16 protein-coding genes are annotated in these 17494 nt (G+C 38.9%); 4 read left to right on the top strand and 12 right to left on the bottom strand.

Going from position 1 to position 17494, the window contains the following annotated elements:
• Window positions 1-186 precede the first annotated feature (186 nt).
• Window positions 187-843: a TetR/AcrR family transcriptional regulator gene (locus tag SAR02S_RS13680; RefSeq protein ID WP_041959507.1), complete on the bottom strand. Its 657-nt coding sequence runs from the start codon at window positions 841-843 to the stop codon at window positions 187-189.
• A gap of 189 nt (window positions 844-1032) precedes the next feature.
• Between SAR02S_RS13680 and motA the strand changes: the two genes are divergently transcribed.
• The 4 genes from motA (at window position 1033) to SAR02S_RS10415 (ending at window position 4896) form a co-directional block, all read left to right on the top strand.
• Window positions 1033-1809, top strand: coding sequence for a flagellar motor stator protein MotA (gene motA / locus SAR02S_RS10400; protein ID WP_041959509.1), 777 nt, complete (start codon window positions 1033-1035; stop codon window positions 1807-1809).
• A gap of 9 nt (window positions 1810-1818) precedes the next feature.
• Window positions 1819-2616, top strand: coding sequence for a flagellar motor protein MotB (gene motB, locus SAR02S_RS10405; RefSeq protein WP_041959511.1), 798 nt, complete (start codon window positions 1819-1821; stop codon window positions 2614-2616).
• A 119-nt stretch (window positions 2617-2735) separates the two neighbouring features.
• Window positions 2736-4568 carry an ABC-F family ATP-binding cassette domain-containing protein gene (locus tag SAR02S_RS10410; protein WP_041959513.1) on the top strand — a complete coding sequence of 611 codons (1833 nt, stop codon included), beginning with the start codon at window positions 2736-2738 and terminating at the stop codon, window positions 4566-4568.
• A 34-nt stretch (window positions 4569-4602) separates the two neighbouring features.
• Window positions 4603-4896, top strand: a complete 294-nt coding sequence (locus SAR02S_RS10415; protein WP_041959515.1) for a hypothetical protein — start codon at window positions 4603-4605, stop codon at window positions 4894-4896.
• A 6-nt stretch (window positions 4897-4902) separates the two neighbouring features.
• Here the strand turns inward: SAR02S_RS10415 and SAR02S_RS10420 are convergent, their stop codons facing one another.
• The 11 genes from SAR02S_RS10420 to SAR02S_RS10470 form a co-directional block, all read right to left on the bottom strand.
• Window positions 4903-5643, bottom strand: a complete 741-nt coding sequence (locus SAR02S_RS10420; RefSeq protein ID WP_041959517.1) for an MBL fold metallo-hydrolase — start codon at window positions 5641-5643, stop codon at window positions 4903-4905.
• A 9-nt stretch (window positions 5644-5652) separates the two neighbouring features.
• On the bottom strand, window positions 5653-6756 hold the full coding sequence (locus tag SAR02S_RS13685) for a methyl-accepting chemotaxis protein (RefSeq protein WP_041959519.1): 1104 nt from the start codon (window positions 6754-6756) through the stop codon (window positions 5653-5655).
• Between the two features lie 325 nt (window positions 6757-7081).
• Window positions 7082-7924 (bottom strand): zinc transporter ZupT, encoded by an 843-nt coding sequence (zupT, locus tag SAR02S_RS10430; RefSeq protein WP_041959959.1) that lies wholly within the window; start codon window positions 7922-7924, stop codon window positions 7082-7084.
• Window positions 7925-7940: 16 nt separating this feature from the next.
• The gene (locus tag SAR02S_RS10435; RefSeq protein ID WP_041959521.1) at window positions 7941-8456 is read right to left on the bottom strand and encodes a ferritin-like domain-containing protein; all 516 of its coding nucleotides are present in this window, start codon (window positions 8454-8456) and stop codon (window positions 7941-7943) included.
• A gap of 74 nt (window positions 8457-8530) precedes the next feature.
• A complete protein-coding gene (gene thiM / locus SAR02S_RS10440; protein WP_232294041.1) occupies window positions 8531-9328 on the bottom strand; it encodes a hydroxyethylthiazole kinase in 798 nt (265 codons plus the stop codon).
• Window positions 9313-10524, bottom strand: coding sequence for a putative hydroxymethylpyrimidine transporter CytX (gene cytX, locus SAR02S_RS10445; RefSeq protein WP_041959523.1), 1212 nt, complete (start codon window positions 10522-10524; stop codon window positions 9313-9315). The genes thiM and cytX overlap by 16 nt, the downstream gene beginning before the upstream one ends.
• Entirely contained in the window at window positions 10521-11324 is an 804-nt protein-coding gene (gene thiD / locus SAR02S_RS10450) for a bifunctional hydroxymethylpyrimidine kinase/phosphomethylpyrimidine kinase (protein ID WP_041959524.1), read from the bottom strand. Before thiD ends, cytX begins: the two co-directional genes overlap by 4 nt.
• Window positions 11325-11609: 285 nt before the next feature.
• Complete coding sequence (locus tag SAR02S_RS10455) at window positions 11610-13610, bottom strand: EAL domain-containing protein (RefSeq protein ID WP_052433606.1); 2001 nt, start codon at window positions 13608-13610, stop codon at window positions 11610-11612.
• Between the two features lie 28 nt (window positions 13611-13638).
• Entirely contained in the window at window positions 13639-15099 is a 1461-nt protein-coding gene (locus SAR02S_RS10460; protein WP_052433607.1) for a sensor histidine kinase, read from the bottom strand.
• Window positions 15089-15502 carry a hypothetical protein gene (locus SAR02S_RS10465; protein WP_041959526.1) on the bottom strand — a complete coding sequence of 138 codons (414 nt, stop codon included), beginning with the start codon at window positions 15500-15502 and terminating at the stop codon, window positions 15089-15091. Before SAR02S_RS10465 ends, SAR02S_RS10460 begins: the two co-directional genes overlap by 11 nt.
• A complete protein-coding gene (locus tag SAR02S_RS10470; RefSeq protein WP_041959529.1) occupies window positions 15490-17367 on the bottom strand; it encodes a TonB-dependent receptor domain-containing protein in 1878 nt (625 codons plus the stop codon). The genes SAR02S_RS10465 and SAR02S_RS10470 overlap by 13 nt, the downstream gene beginning before the upstream one ends.
• Window positions 17368-17494: the final 127 nt, after the last annotated feature.

Genomic DNA, 17494 nt, shown 5'->3' on the forward strand with positions numbered 1-17494 from the left:
GCTACTAAAAAAGCGCCCAATGTCGCTACCAAGGCGTATCTTGCATACGTCATATATACTCTGTTTTTAGTCATTTTTGAGCTCCATTAATTAGTGTAATGTAGATTACATTACATTTTATGAGCGAATTATAGTCACAAAAACTAAATAAGTCAAGTTATTTTTCCTTAACCGTAAAAAAAGTAATTATTGGGAAATACCTAATCCGCGACAGAAAATTTTAACAAGTTGAGTGAGTGCTTTTAGACGTGTTTTTTCTGAAACATCTGTCTCAACGCCTAAAACTCTTGAAAACATAAAAGGCTCTTCAAGCGCATTTAAAAACTGATGTGCGCACAATGTTGTATCTTCTACATCAATACGTCCACTCTTTTTTTCATTTTCAAAATACTCTGCAATAACATCTATAGGAAGCATCATCAAATTTAGAATGGTTTGTTTTGTCAGTATTGTCTCATCCAAATAACCTAATGAAACAATGAGTCGATAAAATAAAATAGCATCATCATCGGCAACTAACTCTAAATAAGACTTTCCAATCATCGTCAAAAAGGCTTCAACACGTCCGGAATAACAAACACTCTGACGTCCCCACTCACCGAAGAGTTCTTCCGTCTTTTGCTCCAATACATAAATAAAGAGCTGCTCTTTATTACCAAAATGTTTATAAAGTGTAGCTAGTGAACCTCCAGCGTGCTTTACGATGTCATTCATGCTTACTTTTTCATAACCATTTTCTAAAAAAAGACGATAAGCAACATCAAGAAATTTGGTACAACGTGATTCTGCTTTACAACTTAAAGGTTTATTGGATGGATTTTCGCATGAGTCATATTCATTCATACTTCGTTTTTCCTCCTTTTGCAGTTTTGTGCCATTATACAACAAATACGTTTTTCAATCCAAAAAGAGCTAAAAATAGCAACACAGATATAAGGAATATTGTTATATCATTGCTTTACATGTAAAGTTTTTTGTATTTTAACCGATAATGCTTGAAAGCGTTTGAATATTATTCTTGGAGCAAACTATATGGACTTAACCGTCATCTTGGGCATGGTGATTTCAATTACCGCCATTGCCGTTGGGGATATTATGGAAGGTGGAAATCCTATCCATGTTCTTCACATTACTTCGTTTATTATTGTTGTACCTACCGCTATGGCTTCCGCTATGACGGGAACTGCACCAGAATATGTAAGAGCCGCTTTTAAAGAATTTAAGATTGTTTTTAAAAAATCACCAGTTAATCTGCATGAGCGTATTAAACAAATTATTGATTTTGCTATTATCGCTAGACGTGATGGCATCCTAGCCCTTGAATCACATGCCAACTTGATGGAAGATGAGTTCTTCAAAAAAGGTCTTAGTATGGCAGTTGATGGCGTAGAAGCGCATGAAATTGAAGAGACACTGGAAGTTCTTATCGAAGAGACTGCAGAGTATTACCACGGAGCAGCGCACTACTGGTTACTTGCTGGCGAATCATGCCCCGTTATTGGTCTGATTGGTGCGGTTTTGGGTCTTATCTTGGCACTTCAAAAACTGGACAATCCAGCTGAAATGGCAGCAGGTATTGCAGGTGCGTTTACCGCAACCGTTACAGGTATTGCAGGTGCATACATTTTCATGGGACCTTGGGGAAATAAACTCAAAGCAAAATCACACGATTTTATCAAAGAAAAACATGTTATTTTGGCAGGTATTTTAGGAATTTCGCACGGTGACAATCCTCGTACACTTGAAATGAAATTACTCAATTATCTCTCTCCACTTGAAGAGAAAAAAAGCCAATTCGATAAATCATAAGGAACGTACGTGGGTAAAAAAAAGTGTAAACCAACAGAGTGTCCTGCTGGAGAAAAATGGGCAGTACCTTATGCTGACTTTCTCAGTTTACTTTTGGCACTTTTTATCGCTCTTTACGCACTTGCCTCTGTTAATACTGAAAAGATGAAAGCTCTTAAAGAAGAGTTCGTCAAAATCTATGACTACAGTGCCAAACCCGAAGAAGCAACCCCTGTTATGAGCATGGCCGTCAAATCGGGTGAAGCAGCGAAAGATAAAGACAAAGGCAATTCTGGCGGATCTTCCGCTCAACTTGAAGAGATTGCACGTTTAGCTCAAATGATCGAGAAAATGAACATTGGCGAAGGTGCTCTTGAGCAAAAAATCGATGGTGCTATTTTAAAACTTCCAACTAAAATGCTTTTTGCACCAGGTTCTGCTGAAATTATTAACAGTGATTCAATGCTTTTCTTAAAACGTGTTTCAGACATTATTGCAATGCTTCCTAAAAATGTTGAAGTTATTGTCAAAGGCTATACGGACACGACGGCACTTCCAAGTGGTTCTAAATTCCAAGACAACCTTGAACTCTCCACTGCTCGCGCAAACGCGGTTATTCGTGTTCTTGTTCGCAATGGCATTGCCAAAGATCGCTTAAGCTCTGCGGGTTATGGAGAGACAAAACCTATTGCAAGCAACGATACAGCAGAGGGTCGTGAAAAAAATGGTCGTGTTGAATTTACAATGCGTATCTCTGGACCTGATGGTTCTGCCAAAAAAGAGTCTATCCTAGACACGCTCAACACCATTAATAAAAAATCAGAATAGTTTTGCCTCCTTTGAGGTAAAATTATTCATCCCGTTTAATCAAGTTCTTGCAAAACTTTTTTTATAATACCACTCGCCTTTTTAAAGGCATAAATCTTTACATGTAATGAGTTCTCCATATGATTCAAGTCTCAAATCTTTCGAAGCACTTTGGTGCACAGACCCTTTTTGAAAACATTAGTTTTATGCTCACAAAAGGCAATAAAATAGGCTTTGTCGGCCGTAATGGTTCGGGTAAATCCACCCTCTTTAAAATTCTTTTGGGCGAAGAAGAAGCTGATTCTGGCGATATTCTCATTCCTAAAAATTACACCATTGGTACGCTTCGCCAGCATATTCAGTTTACCTATAAAACCGTACGAGCGGAGTGTGCCTCTGTTCTGCATGGGGATGAAGCGTTTGATACCTATAAAATCGAGAAGATGCTTTTTGGCTTAGGCTTTAGTCAAGAAGATTTGGACAAAGATCCGACGAGCTTTTCAGGAGGCTATCAAATTCGTATGAATTTGGTCAAACTCCTTGCTACCAACCCTTCCCTTTTACTGTTGGATGAACCCACTAACTACCTTGACATCATCTCTATGCGTTGGTTAAAAACCTTTTTACGAGAGTTTAAGGGCGAGATTATTCTTATCACGCACGATCGTGATTTTATGGATGCTGTTACAACGCACACCATGGGACTTCGTCGTAAGAGTTTGATGATCATTGAAGGCAACAGTCACAAATACTATGCCAAACTCGAAGAAGACGATGAGCGTTACCTTAAAACCAAAGCCAATCTCGATAAAAAGCGTGCGGAACTTGAAGACTTTGTAACACGCCAAAAAGCACGTGCTTCCAAAGCAGTCATGGCGCAAAGCAAAGCCAAACAGCTTGAAAAAATGGGAGAAATGGATGATCTTGAAGAGGAGAGCAATCTCTCTTTTTCATTTAACTATAAAAAAACACCTGCCAAGTTTGTACTTGATGCCCAAAATATTGGATTTGGATATGACCCGACACAACCACTTTTTCAAAACCTCTCGTTTAAACTTGAAAAAGGAAAATGCCTAGCCATCATCGGTAGAAATGGTAAAGGAAAATCAACGCTTTTAAATGTTTTAGCAGGTGAATTACCACTACAACAAGGCATTCTCAACTTCCATCCAGAGACTGTTTTTGCTCACTTTGGGCAAACCAACATCCAAAGGCTGAACACAAAGAACAGCATCATCGATGAAATTTATGAAGTCGATCCACTTTTAGGCATCACGCGTGTTCGTGCCATCTGTGGAGGAATGATGTTTAGTGGAAAGATGGGTGAAAAAGAGATTAGTATTCTCTCAGGAGGTGAGCGAAGTCGTGTTATGCTTGGAAAGATCATCGCAACCCCTGCCAACCTTCTCTTTTTGGATGAACCAACCAACCACCTTGATATGTACTCTATTGACTCACTGTGCGATGCCATCAAAAGCTTTGAAGGCTCAACCATTCTTGTTACCCACTCGGAGATGATGCTTCGTGAACTTGCCGATGCGCTCATCATCTTCCACCATGATAAAGCTGAATTTTTTGATGGCAATTACGATGAATTTTTAGAAAAAATTGGTTGGGAAGAAGAGAGTGATACGGCACCTAAGAAAGTTGTCAATAGCGATTATAATGAGAGCAAAAAACTTCGCACCAAGCTTATTCAAGAAAGAAGTACCAAAATCTCTCCACTTAAAAAGCAGATTGAGCAGTGTGAAGCCAAAATTATGAAACTTGAAGAAGGTATCAAAGCCAAAAATGAAGCACTCATTGCATGTTCATCAGGAAATGACATTGGTGAATTGCAACGGCTCTCTAAAGAGCTAAAGAGCGATGAAGAGGTACTTGAAAAGCTTTACGAGCAATTTGAGACGTTACATGTAAACCATGATGAGCTCTTTGAATCTTACGAAATACAATTGAAAAACATTCAAAATTAGTGTAGAATTGCAAAAAAAGCAAAGGTGAAAAAGTATGCGTGACTTGAAAGAACTCCTTTTAGAAAGCGGTTGTTCGAGTGAATTTATCCTCGATGCAATGCGGTTTGAACACCTCTTCACAGGAGATATCGATGCGTTCCTCGACAAGGTCGAAGATATCTTAATGAGTGAAGATGAGTATGAAGAGGAAATAGACGAAGACGATGAATTTGATGAAGACGAAGATGATCCAATTTCTCGAAGTGATTATAACTATGATGGCAATGAAGATAACATCTATTTCGAAGAGGAAGAAGAAGAGTTTGAAGACGATGAGGATGAAGAGTAAGCCTCTTCACACCTCTATACTAAAACCCTTATCAATATAAGGGTATTTCGACCTTATTTTCTTTTCATGCAAAGGAAGTAAGGTTTTGCAACTCGCATGAATCAAATAGCCATTTTTTGGTTTAATTCTCTCTATATATTCCCCTGCACTCTCCCAGTTTAAATGCTTTTTCGACTCAAACCATGGTGTATAAGCCGCATCAATAAAAAGATGGTCTATCGTTTGGCTTTGCAAATAAGCAAGTGACTCCAAAGGGATGCTCGCACAATCCGTCAAATACGCTACAACACCTTTACATGTAAAGATAACATAGCCATGTGTCAGCTTAGAATGAAGCAGAGGAACAGCAACAATTTTAATACCTGCAATTTCAATAGACTCAAACGGTTGAAGAACATGATACTCCATGGAATCTTTATGGATAAAAAGATCGCCAAACCCTTGGATGTCATCGGGAATATAACACGTAATCGTATCGACTGATTTGCGAAGGCGAATGAGACCTAAACAGTGGTCAGCATGAAAGTGGGTAAGAAAAACTGCCCTGATACGTGTCGTATTGAACTTCTCACTCAAAAGATCATCCCCTGCATCAAAGAGGATGACACTCCCATCATCCAGTTCCAAGTAAGCACTGGTGGAGCGATTGTTTATTCCATTTAGTCTTGCCTCTTCACAAATCGCACAATGACACTGGTGCAGAGGAATACCACCCGTGTCTGCTGTTCCTAAAAACTCAAATTTCAAGCAGACTTCCTATGCGTTTTTCTTTTTTTCTTCCAACATTTGGTTCAGTAAACCAAACAGTTTTTTGGAAGAATCTTCTGCCTTAGCAAAATGGTTAATGACGACATTAATATCGTTTAAACAGGTACCCCCTTTCACACATTTAATCGCTTGATTAATCTCACTGTGGACAACTTTATGAGGCTCTTCCAAAGCTTTAAACGCTGTTGTTGCACTAAAATTCTCTTTGCCAACACCTGCGTACCATTTACCCAAACGACAATTGGTATGATCACTTAGTTCTTTATGCTCTTGATCAAAAACGGAGCCGTATCCTGAAACCTTAAAGAGAACGTGGTCGAGTTTAGCAAGTGCGGTAAAAACTTCAAAGCTAATATGTTGAGAGTCATTTTGAATGATTGAAGCACTGTTTTGTAAAGCATCAAATTCAATTTTAAAGTTTTCAATATGTTGATTTGACTCTACAGCAACACCTTCAATCTCTTCATTTTGTTTGAACATCAAATTGGCATTTTGTTTGAGAACGTTGATGTTCATCTCCACTTCAGCAGTCGCTTTTTGAGTTCGCTCAGCAAGCTTACGCACTTCATCAGCAACAACGGCAAAACCTCGACCATGCTCACCTGCACGCGCTGCTTCAATGGCAGCATTGAGTGCTAGTAAATTGGTTTGATCTGAAATATCTTTAATAAGGTTTATAACACTCGCAATTTCATCGACACTGTGATGTAGATTTTCCGCCATGTTACGTGATTCTGATGAAGAGTGAGAAATCTGTGAAAGTGAGTCTAAAAGATTACTAGAAATAGCATTAAGATTTGAAATACTCTCTACCGTTGAACTACTGATCTGAACGATCTCTTTAGAAGCTTCAAGATTTTGCTCGATATCATGCTGAATCTCTTTGACACTGTTTCCACATCCTCCAAGCATACTGTTAATAAGCTCTGTTTTGAGGCGATTTTCACTCAATGTGACTTGTGTTTTTGACTCGGCGTGAAGTAGTGTTTCTAACTTGCTTTGTAAGCTAATGTTCTCTTCCTTAAGGCGTTCATTTTCCTGAGTAAGTCGCTCGTTACTTTCTTGCAATACTACTTTGCTATGTCCAAACATACATGTTCCTTTTCATCAAAAATTTAGCAGGAAGTATAACCTAAATATTTCCTAATACTCCTTATATTTCGTCAAAATAATGTGACATTTATTAAACATATTAATAAATGTGAACATTGGAAACGTTTATTTGGAGCATAGTAATTATGAAAGAACCAATGGTCTTCACCTTGCATGAGACCATTGGAAAATGCAGAGAGTTTATTTAAACTGGCTTAGTTTTTGGTTGAGATTTTCCGCCAATTTAGAGAGATGATCCGCAGCACTTGCAATTTCTTCAACACTATCAACAATTTTATTGGTATCTTTAGCAATTTTTGAAGAATCAGATCAATTTAAAAGCAACCAAACTCACTGCCATTACCATCATTCCAAGCACAATGCCTAAAATCGTTGTATGGGCATTTCCATACACTCTAGCAGAAGGTAACAGTTCATCAAACGAGATATACACCATAATGCCCGCTACAATGCCAAAGGTAATCCCAAGGGTTAGTTCTCCCATAATGGGAAGTAAAAGAAAAAATCCAACAAGTGCGCCTATAGGTTCTGCCAGCCCAGAAGTAAAGGCATACCAAAACGCACTCTTACGGTTTCCTGTCGCATGGTAGATGGGCAAAGAGACGGCCATCCCTTCTGGTATATTGTGAATGGCAATGGCAAGTGCTATGGTTAAACCAATTTGAACATTATCAAGTGCCGCAATGAATGTGGCAAAGCCCTCTGGAAAATTATGAATTCCAATCGCAAGGGCTGTAAAAATACCTGTACGTTTAAGTGCAGAATCTTTGAGTAATGTCTCTTGATAACCCTCTTTGAGAACACTCAGCTCTTTGTTGGATTTTGGCTCATGCGGATTGACATCATCGGGAATAAAATAATCAATCAGCGCACTAATGCCAATGCCTCCAAAGAAACAGACCAACGCTAAAGACTCCCCAATGATGGGACTCGCATAGATCGTAGTAAATGCTATTTTTGATTTATAAAGAATCTCAACAAACGAGACATAAACCATCACGCCTGCTGAAAACCCTAAACCAATTGATAAAAAAGTGTGGCTTTTGTTTTTGGAAAAAAAGGCGATAAGTGCGCCAAATCCCGTGCTAAGTCCCGCAAAAAGAGTAAGAAGAAAGGCAGGTATGAACTGCTCTAACGTGACATCGATCATACCTACACCTTTATTACTTCATCGATTTTTTAAGATCACTGATAAATTCAGTAATATCATCGTGCAAGTTTTGAAGGTCTTCTTCGTGCATAACTTCATCCGCCAAAATCTGCGACACGATATCGTAGGTAACGATGTCTTTATTGCGTGTAAGATCAACAATGCTTGAGTAAGTCGCAATCGCGCACTGCTCACCTTTGATGGAGTCATTTAAAATGGCAACGACATCAAAATCATTGGGAGCATCGTAACCACAGTTGCTCTGTTTGAGCCAATCTGCTGGATGGAGAAGTGGAGCACCGCCCAATTGGATGATACGATCGGCTATCATCGTGGCATGTCGCAATTCATCGGCTGCATGTTGAACAAGCTCAGCAATCGCCGCATCTTTCATCAATCCTTTAACGACTTTTGCTTCAATGAAATACTGATAGTACGCTAACCACTCATCGGCATACGCACGATTTAGTGTTGTAATGATCTCTTGAACCTCAATACCTTTAATAATAGAATTTCCGACTCTTGCCATGATTTACTCCTTTGATGGTAATGGAATAATCTTACATCATTAAAACTAAAATAGATATTAAATAATAATTTTTATTATTTAATGAAGCCTATCTTGGCTTTGTTGATTATACACTTCGCATCCATTTGGCTTATTGCATCGAGCAGTGACGTGTGAAAGGTGTCCATTCCTTTGCTTTTATCCGCTACTTCACCCGCAATAGACATAGTTAAAATACCAGCTATTGCACTTGCAAGGGAATTGTTTGAAGCACCTAAAAAACTACCAATGAGTGAGGTGCTCATGCACCCTGTTCCAGTCAGCTTAGTGAGAGCTACATTGCCATTTTCAAGGGCATACGTGCTCATGCCATCCGATACGATGTCAATTTTACCCGTAATCGCGATCACACAACCCAATTTCTTCGCTAGAGTAAAAGCGATTTTAGCGCCATCGCTCTCCTCTTCCAAGGAGTCAACCCCTGCACTTTTCGCTTCAAGCCCTGCAATGGTTTTGATCTCAGCCATATTGCCTCTGATAACGCTAAAAGAGATCGCCTCCATCAGCTTTTCAACACTTTGGCGGCGAAACGTTGTTGCACCCACACCAACGGGGTCAAGCACTACAGGAATGCCTTTGGCGTTTGCTGTCTTACCAGCTTTGAGCATCGAAGCAATGGTTCGCTCATTGGATGTTCCGATGTTAAGCACCAGCGCATTGCAAATGCTGACCATCTCTTCAACTTCGCTGATCTCATCTGCCATAATCGGGGAAGCACCAATGGCTAAAACAACATTGGCGCAGTCATTGACCGTGACATAATTGGTAATGTGATGGATTAAAGCGCGCTTGTTTTGTAAAGCTTCAAATACCTCTTTTAATTGCTCTTGCATGTCCATGATGTCATAACCTTTTTAGTGATGATAAAAATGATGCTCGTTGCAAGCATCGTTGGAAGGGTTGAGCCCAAAGGTAAATCAAGCGTTATGAACTGATAATAAAGCACCACACCCATAGCCCAAACAATGAGTGATCCTACATGTAAAGCTAAAGTAGGCTCAATCTGTACTTTTTTAAAGATAAAATAATCACTGAGCACAATCGCAAACAGTGGCCCAAAAACAGAACCTATCGCATACAGAAAATTCTCATACTGTTCTATAGGCGTAAACAGTGCGACCAAAAGACCAAGAACGGCCATCACAAGTGCAATCTTGCGCTCGCTCATTTGGGGGAAGATATTGGTAAAAGTGACACCTGCGGAGTAAGCATCTAGAAATGTCGTCGTAATGGTGGAGAGAAGTACGATGCCAAGAGCGGCAAAACCTAAATGCAATGCCATCATCATCGTTCCCACACTGGCGTCTTGTGCATAAAGTGCTATGGCTAGACCAATGGCATACATGAGTGAACTACCGATAAAATAGCCCGTAAAACTGCCGATAAGTCCACCTTTTTTACTCTTTGAAAAGCGTGTATAGTCCGAAATCAACGGCAACCACGAAAGCGGCATAATGATGCTAAGCTCTAAAGCAGCGCCAAAACTCATCTCATCAGTTGGCTTTACATGTAAAATGCTTCCCTCTTGAAACACAACGCCACACAACACCAGTGTCAGTGCAAAAAGAAGAACAACCGCTACAACATTGAGTTTTTGAAACCCCACTTTTCCAAGCCAAATCCAAAGCCCTATAAAAATGCCAATCGCAATCGCCCACGTATTAATGCTATCAAATCCAAACAAGCTAATGCCTAGCTCATTGGCAGCACGCCCACCTGAAATGATCATCACCGCTGTCCAGCCGATGAGTTGAAGTACATTGAGAAGTGAAAAAAGGTATGAGCCATAACGCCCAAATGAGATGCGCGTGGACATGATGGAGGGAAGCTTGCTTTTGGCTCCGATGTAACCGCCCAAAATCAAAATCAGACCGCCGATAAGATGTCCTAAAAGAATTGCTTTTAAGCCTTCACTAAATCCAAGTGGCGCTAAAAGACCACCTGTAAAAATCTCTGCCATCGAGACTGCCGCACCAAACCAGAGTGCGAACAATCCAAAACCACTTAAACTTGTTTTTTCTTCCATCATGACTCAATCCCTGCTTTTTTGTAAAGTGCGTAAAAATGGTGCACTGGCCCTACGCCATGGCCTAGTTTAAATCCATGCGTAATCGCTTCGGTGATATACGCTTTGGCTTCCTCAACTGCCGCCTTTACGCTTATTCCCTTTGCTAGGTTTGCAGCAATGGCAGATGAGAGCGTACAACCCGTACCATGCGTGTTAATCGTCTCTAAACGTTTGGAGTGTAAAAGATGAAACGCTTTGCCATCGTAAAGCACGTCGGTGGCATCATTTTCCAAATGCCCTCCTTTAACCAGCACATACTTACAACCCAATTTATGCAGATCAAGGGCAGCTTTTTGCATCAATTCAATCGTATCAATTTTATAGCCTACGATTACTTCTGCTTCGGGAAGATTGGGAGTGATAAGCGTAGCCATCGGCAAAAGAATTTCGATAAGCGCCTTTTTGGCTTCGGGTTGTAAAAGGTCATACCCACTTTTAGAGATCATCACAGGGTCAATGACAAGAGGTGGTAAAGAGTATTTTTTAAGCGTCGAAGCGATAATTTCTATCGTTTCAGGACGAGAAACCATACCAATTTTTACAGCATCCACACGAATGTCGTCAAAAATCGCTTCGATTTGATGTTCTATCACAGAGGGATTAATGTCTTGTACATCAAAAACACCTTGGGTATTTTGCGCCGTAATCGCGGTGATAACGCTCATGCCATACGTTCCATTGGCACTAAAGGCTTTAAGATCGGCTTGGATGCCCGCTCCGCCACAGCTGTCTGAGCCTGCTATGGTTAAACAATGTTTCATGCTTTTTCCTCGAAAAATAGGTTGAATTGCGTTTACATGTAACGCTTACATGTAAAAATGATGAAGATCGTGGGAGGGCTTAAATGAGGAGGTGTGTTGGTTTGATTGAGCTTTCCTACGCTGGCATTACCCAGATCAGGTGCATATCAAGCACATACGCTTGGTATAAGGATCAAAGAATCACCATTCTTTATCTCAGCTGGTTTACCAGCCCTCCTAGCACGAACTATTAAGGACAATTGTACTCTGATTTATTGGTTTTTTCAAGTACCCAAAGAGGTCGTTTTAAAACCCCACTATGCCTTTGTATTCTTCCAACAATTTTGGCTTACTAAAGTAATACCCTTGCGAATAATCAACACCAAGTTCTTTTAGAATGTTAAAGATTGCTTCATTTTCAACAAACTCAGCAACCGTTTTGATGTCATGTTCATTGGCAAAACTAACAATCGTTTTAACAATAGATATCGAATAATCATCGGTTGCGATATTTTTGACCAAGCTTCCGTCAATCTTGATAATATCGGGTTCATAATCAAGCAGTCTCTCAAAATTAGAATATCCACTGCCGAAATCATCAATGGCAATCGAAACACCGCATGCTTTAACCTCTTTAATAAACTCTTTGATTGTTTCAAACTCTTTGACATTCGCATCTTCTAAAAGCTCAAACGTGATTCTATGCGTATGCTCTTTATGCAAGTCCAAAAGATTGATGATCTTTTGACGTGTGACTTGCTCTTCAATATCCACAGCAGAAAGGTTGATCGTAATTCCAGCTTCCGTTTCATAGAGTGCTTGAAATGAATTATTTAGAACTTGTTGGGTTATTTGAGTGTAGTAACGCCCTTTTTTCGATATTTCCAAGAAGTCGGAGGGAAACCACAAATTATGGTTATCATCTACCAGTCTTACCAATGATTCAAATTTAGCAATTTTGCGTGTTTTATTGTCAATAATGGGCTGAAAATAAGAGATAATTCCTGAAGAACTCAGTGCTTTTTTAACCGCAACAATGATCCCCATATTAACCTGTGCTTGAGCTTGCATCTCTAAAATTAAGTCTGTTGCAACTATAAAATTAATCTTAGCGCGTTCTGCTTTTTTGATGCCAAAATGAGCACTTTGGTAAGGCTCTTTGCCACCATACGCTAAACTAGCCAATAACGAAGCACTGTACTCAATCTCATTAAGATGAATGGTCGATGCTTCAATGGTTTTTAAAAGCTCTTTAATTTTTTGACCCAACATATCAACACTCAGTGGGCATTTGTTCTTATCGATCGCTAAAGCATACTCTCCAAAACCCAACGTATAAATTTTTCCAAAAGGACACTCTTTGGTAATGCCTTCTAAAAGCTTCTCGCCTAAAATGTGCTCTAAAAGATCAACCAAATCGTTGCTGTAAAAATCTTCCACCGTTGAAAAATCTTCGATTTTCAAAAGAACAACAACCGCCTCTGGAGTACTGTTAATATAGTCAAAAAGTTGCTTTTTGGGGTTCATTACTTCTGTAATGTCATTGTAAAGCGCTATGTACTCAACTACTTCACCTTGAGGATTGAAAATAGGTTTAATCGCTGTTTTGATGTAATAACTGCTCCCATTTTTACAACGGTTTTTAATAATTCCTTGCCACATTTCACCACTGCTTATAGTTTCCCAAAGCTCTTTGAAAAGTTGTTGTGGCGTATCTTTGTGGCTAACGATGCTATGTTTCTCACCAATGACTTCATCGCGCGAAAATCCAGAAATCGTACAAAAAGCATCATTGACATAGGTAATAACACCCTCTTTATCTGTTTTGGAGACAATGGCGCTTTTATCGGTTATTTCAACATACTGTGTTAGAAGTGTTTGCAACTTGTCGTGTTCGGATCTTAGATGAATCTTCTCAATGACTCTTCCTAAAACTTCCATAAATTGCCCTATTTCGACAGGTTTAAGAAGATACCCCTCAACACCTAAGCGAATACTCTCAATAAAATACTCCGCTTCATTATACGCAGAGAGAATCAAAATAGGTGTTTGTGGACTCATTTTTCGAATGCGTTCTGCCATCTCAAGGCCATTCAATATTGGCATATTTATATCGGTAATAATTAAGTCAACATGGTTCTGTTTAAACTTTTCCAATCCATCTTCACCATCAACAGCTTCGATGACATGTCCAAAAAATTCTTCAAAAATCAACATCGAACCTGCACGGGCACCAACATTGTCTTCAACGTATAATAGTGTTAAATTACGGGCATCAACAATACATTTTTTAAAGACTGACTCCATCATTATCCCTTTTGTATTACTCAAGAATTCAACGCGGTAATAGTATCGTAAAAACAGCCCCTTGGGAACTGTTCGATGCTCTCAAACTTCCACCACAGTGCTCTTCTATAATTTTTTGACTCATATAAAGTCCCAATCCTGTACCATCTTTTTGCACCTTCGTACTAAAATAAGGATCAAAAATACGCTCAATAATCTCATGCGGAATGCCTCCCCCATTATCACTGACTTCTAAAATCAGATTACTATCCTGCTTAGAAGTCGCTATTTTGATCCACGGATTTTCTATTCTGTTTTCCATTAAACTATCTTCAGCATTTTTAACCAAATTGAGCAAAACCTGCATAAGTTCATTAGAATAAGTCATTAAAGGCTCATTAGATTGAAAATCCATGCTAAGCGTAATTTTTTTATTCTCCAAGGTCACATGAATAATGCCTAAAACTTTTTCAATGACCTCTTCTAGCGTAACCTCTTTTTTCTCTTTACTCGTTTTAAAAAACTGCCTAAAATCATCAATCGTTTGGCTTAGATACTGTGCATAACAATTAACATCGCTCAATTTTTCACTAAACAGTGTTTCGTCATATTTTTTCAATGTCAACTTTAAATTCAACCCTTGCACGGTTGAACTAATGGCACTTAAAGGCTGTCTCCATTGATGGGCAATCATATTGATCATTTCACCCATAGAGGCCAAACGTGATTGATGAATCAGTTGTTGGTCTTTTTGTCTGTTCTTTTCAACCTCATCGGAAATGCGATCTTCTAAGGTAAGATTGAGCTCTTCGAGGGCTTTTTGTACCTCTATTTTCTCTTTTTCTCTCTTATTGTCCAGTTGAATGACAATCACCATAATAAGGAAAATGAAGAATAAAAAAGGCACTAAAGTTCTGAGAAAAACTTCAAGTCCTACAAGGGATGAAACTACTTTTTGGTAATGTTCTTTGGAGAAATCAAGAGCTAAAATGGCTACATGTCCATCTCTTTGAACCATAGGATATAAAAAAGTCGCCCATAATGCATCCACGCTATCTTGATAAATAACTTTAGGTTCGTGAAAACGTATGACTTCCGCCCAGGATGAGTTTTCAGGTTCAAATAGCTCTTCAAATTGGAACTTATCACTCTTCTCTTTGCCACCATCAAGGAGAACTCGAAAAAGAATGGAATTTTCATTGGGTTTATCGACAATAAAGATATTTTTAATTCTTTGCGTTTGAAAGGTGGCGAGGAAATACTCCAAAGTATCTTTAAACCCACGATCTTCCAATAAAGCCTGATGAAGATTCATGGAGCTATTGGAATTTAAAATATACTGCGAAATATTACGTGATATCTCTTCAACCTCTTCCACACCCGTGCGTTCAAAACTCGTGACGATATTTTCTTTGGTCTGTGTAAAGAAAAGGTAGAGCAAGAGTGTTGTTACAAAAAGAACCATCGTAACAAAAATAAACAGACGTGAGAACGTTATTTTACTGAACATAGCGTACCAACTCTTCAGGTAAGAAAATTTCAAAACGATCACATCGCTCTTTGTCAAAACGCAATTGTGGTCGACCTTTACGCCAGTAAAAAGAGCCTATGACATATTCATCTTTTTGAAAAATTTCATAGTCTGTCGAAAAGCGAGGAAGTGATTTACAGGGTTGTGGTAACGTTTCAAAGTTACTTCCATAGACGATATCCGCATGGCTACATTGCCCCGCAAGGTTGGTAAAGGTACTTCCCTGTAAAGAGATAGAAGGGTTATGTTCGTAAACAACAACAGGCACATTTTTTATAGAGATAAGTTTGAGTACTTTCACAATCAATTCTTGTTCGGGAGTCTGCGCAAAAGCAAAGGACAAAAGCATTCCCCATACAAAAAACTGTTTTAAAAGAGCCATTCGAACCCTAACATGACAATGCGTTCTTGAACAGGAATACTTAAAGTTTCCATAGATGACATTGTTGAAAAATCAAACCGTGTCATATATTGTTTTTCACCTTTATTCAAAAGATTTTGTCCTTTGAGACTGATGATTAAATGATCGCTAACGTTATAGCGTACACCAAGCGTTAAATCGTAGCCTGTATCATTGTAGTATTCGCTACGTGTCACAAACATCTCTTCAAAAAAGTCGAACTTACGGTAACGGTTTTGGTTTCGTAACACCACTTGATGATTTCTAAACTCTTTGAGATACCCTGCATGATCGATCTCTTTATAGCGATACGCCAGTGAAATTTTATTCATGGCTTCATAATTGTACGTATACTGAAGGTAAGAGCTAAAATGTGTTGTGATCCCCTTGGCAGTATCTACGCGTAAATCAGCATTGACAAAAGGAGCATCTTGCATCCAAGCGTAGCTTATAAAAAATTCATAAAGCGATGGGCCTTCTTCGTATTTAAACTCTTGGGCAATAGAATCAAGTGTCATCTTTTCAGGATAAGCCGATTTCATGTAAAAGGAACCTATCAAATAAGGCTCTATATAACTCTCAGTATGAAACACAAAGCTTTTAGAAGTCCAGTGATCATTGGTATAGGTAATGCCAGCACGAAGCATCTGCACATCTTCACTATCATAGCCGCTATTATTATTGACGTGGCTATTTTGTACGCCCAGAGTGCCTACTAACGTGTCTGTAAAAGCATAACTATCTTCTACAAAAAGAGAACCTACCGATTGACGTGTAAGACCACTTTTAGGAATATCACTTCCATTCATCTGAACTGAGTCGAAATTGATTATTTTATCGCGATACTTCGCTCCAGTGATAAGATGATGATCACCTATTTGGGTAGCGTATTTGAGCTCAGTAGAAAGTGCAGAGCTATGACTTTTATTTTCAATACTACGAATTGGTGTACCTTTATAGGAAAACAATGGGGTGTCTTCATACAAGGTATGATCTTTTAAGCCATCATACGCAATCGAAAATTTGAGATCGTCAAACGTTTTAGAGTAACCCAGATGTGCATCTTCTGAAGTAATTTTAGAGGTATCCAAACTAGCGTCCATACTAGGCCCTAGCCAACCGCCTTTATTGGTTTTTGAGGCATTGATAAGAATACTTTGTGTCTCGTCTTTGATGCTTGTAAACACATTGTAACGCTTTACATCACGGTTAAGATCATCTTTGCTTGTCTCGTACTCTTTGCGTATATCATTGGATGCAGAGATACGTGTTATGTAGTCTATTTCGTTTTCTTTTCCAATATACTGGACATTTTGGGTTGAACCACCACGACTGGTGACCATGCTTTGAAAGCTACCTCGACCGTCTCTATCTGCTTTTTTGGAAAAAATACGAATGAGTACGGAAGTTGGCTCACTCGAATAGGCAAAAGAGGTGGAAAGATTATACACTTCAATATGATCGGCAAACCCTAAGTCTAAGTCACCTAGAATCACCATACCACTACCATACATTGCAGTGGTAATCTCTTGGTCATCAATAAAAATGCGTATTAAACTGGAAGAAAAAGGAACAGGCCCAAAGGTAAGGGGATCGGGTAAACCATAACGGCTGGTACGATAACCGTCCATTGTGTATTTTAAAATATCACTGAGGTTTCGCACTTGCATCATAGCTAGGTCATTGCAAGTATAAATCGTAGAAAAACCACTGTTTTCTAACTTGGTTTTTTCGGAGAGATCGCTTTTCTTTTCGATTGTATTTAAAAGCCCTTCAATCGAACTATCGCAAAAGGCATTGATGCTTAAACTCAGCACACCAGAAAAAGCAAACAGCCATCTTCGCATCCAATCTCCACATAAATCTATTTTTTAGCTAATAATCTTATCATATTAACAATTAGTTAATAATTAGCTGATATTTTGTAACATCTAAAGAGATTGCGTAGGGCTTTAAAACTTACACGTTCATTAT

Origin of the sequence: Sulfurospirillum arsenophilum NBRC 109478 (assembly GCF_000813345.1) — a bacterium.
GTDB lineage: Bacteria > Campylobacterota > Campylobacteria > Campylobacterales > Sulfurospirillaceae > Sulfurospirillum > Sulfurospirillum arsenophilum.

Excerpts from the sequence above, each read along its gene's own strand:
- thiM (WP_232294041.1), bottom strand. The coding sequence starts at position 9,328 with ATGCAAGAGCAATTAAAAGAGGTATTTGAAGCTTTACAAAACAAGCGC.
- motA (WP_041959509.1), top strand. The coding sequence starts at position 1,033 with ATGGACTTAACCGTCATCTTGGGCATGGTGATTTCAATTACCGCCATT.
- SAR02S_RS13685 (WP_041959519.1), bottom strand. The coding sequence starts at position 6,756 with ATGTTTGGACATAGCAAAGTAGTATTGCAAGAAAGTAACGAGCGACTT.
- SAR02S_RS10460 (WP_052433607.1), bottom strand. The coding sequence starts at position 15,099 with ATGTTCAGTAAAATAACGTTCTCACGTCTGTTTATTTTTGTTACGATG.
- SAR02S_RS10470 (WP_041959529.1), bottom strand. The coding sequence starts at position 17,367 with ATGCGAAGATGGCTGTTTGCTTTTTCTGGTGTGCTGAGTTTAAGCATC.
- SAR02S_RS10435 (WP_041959521.1), bottom strand. The coding sequence starts at position 8,456 with ATGGCAAGAGTCGGAAATTCTATTATTAAAGGTATTGAGGTTCAAGAG.
- SAR02S_RS10465 (WP_041959526.1), bottom strand. The coding sequence starts at position 15,502 with ATGGCTCTTTTAAAACAGTTTTTTGTATGGGGAATGCTTTTGTCCTTT.
- SAR02S_RS10455 (WP_052433606.1), bottom strand. The coding sequence starts at position 13,610 with ATGGAGTCAGTCTTTAAAAAATGTATTGTTGATGCCCGTAATTTAACA.
- cytX (WP_041959523.1), bottom strand. The coding sequence starts at position 10,524 with ATGATGGAAGAAAAAACAAGTTTAAGTGGTTTTGGATTGTTCGCACTC.
- SAR02S_RS13680 (WP_041959507.1), bottom strand. The coding sequence starts at position 843 with ATGAATGAATATGACTCATGCGAAAATCCATCCAATAAACCTTTAAGT.
- SAR02S_RS10410 (WP_041959513.1), top strand. The coding sequence starts at position 2,736 with ATGATTCAAGTCTCAAATCTTTCGAAGCACTTTGGTGCACAGACCCTT.
- thiD (WP_041959524.1), bottom strand. The coding sequence starts at position 11,324 with ATGAAACATTGTTTAACCATAGCAGGCTCAGACAGCTGTGGCGGAGCG.
- SAR02S_RS10415 (WP_041959515.1), top strand. The coding sequence starts at position 4,603 with ATGCGTGACTTGAAAGAACTCCTTTTAGAAAGCGGTTGTTCGAGTGAA.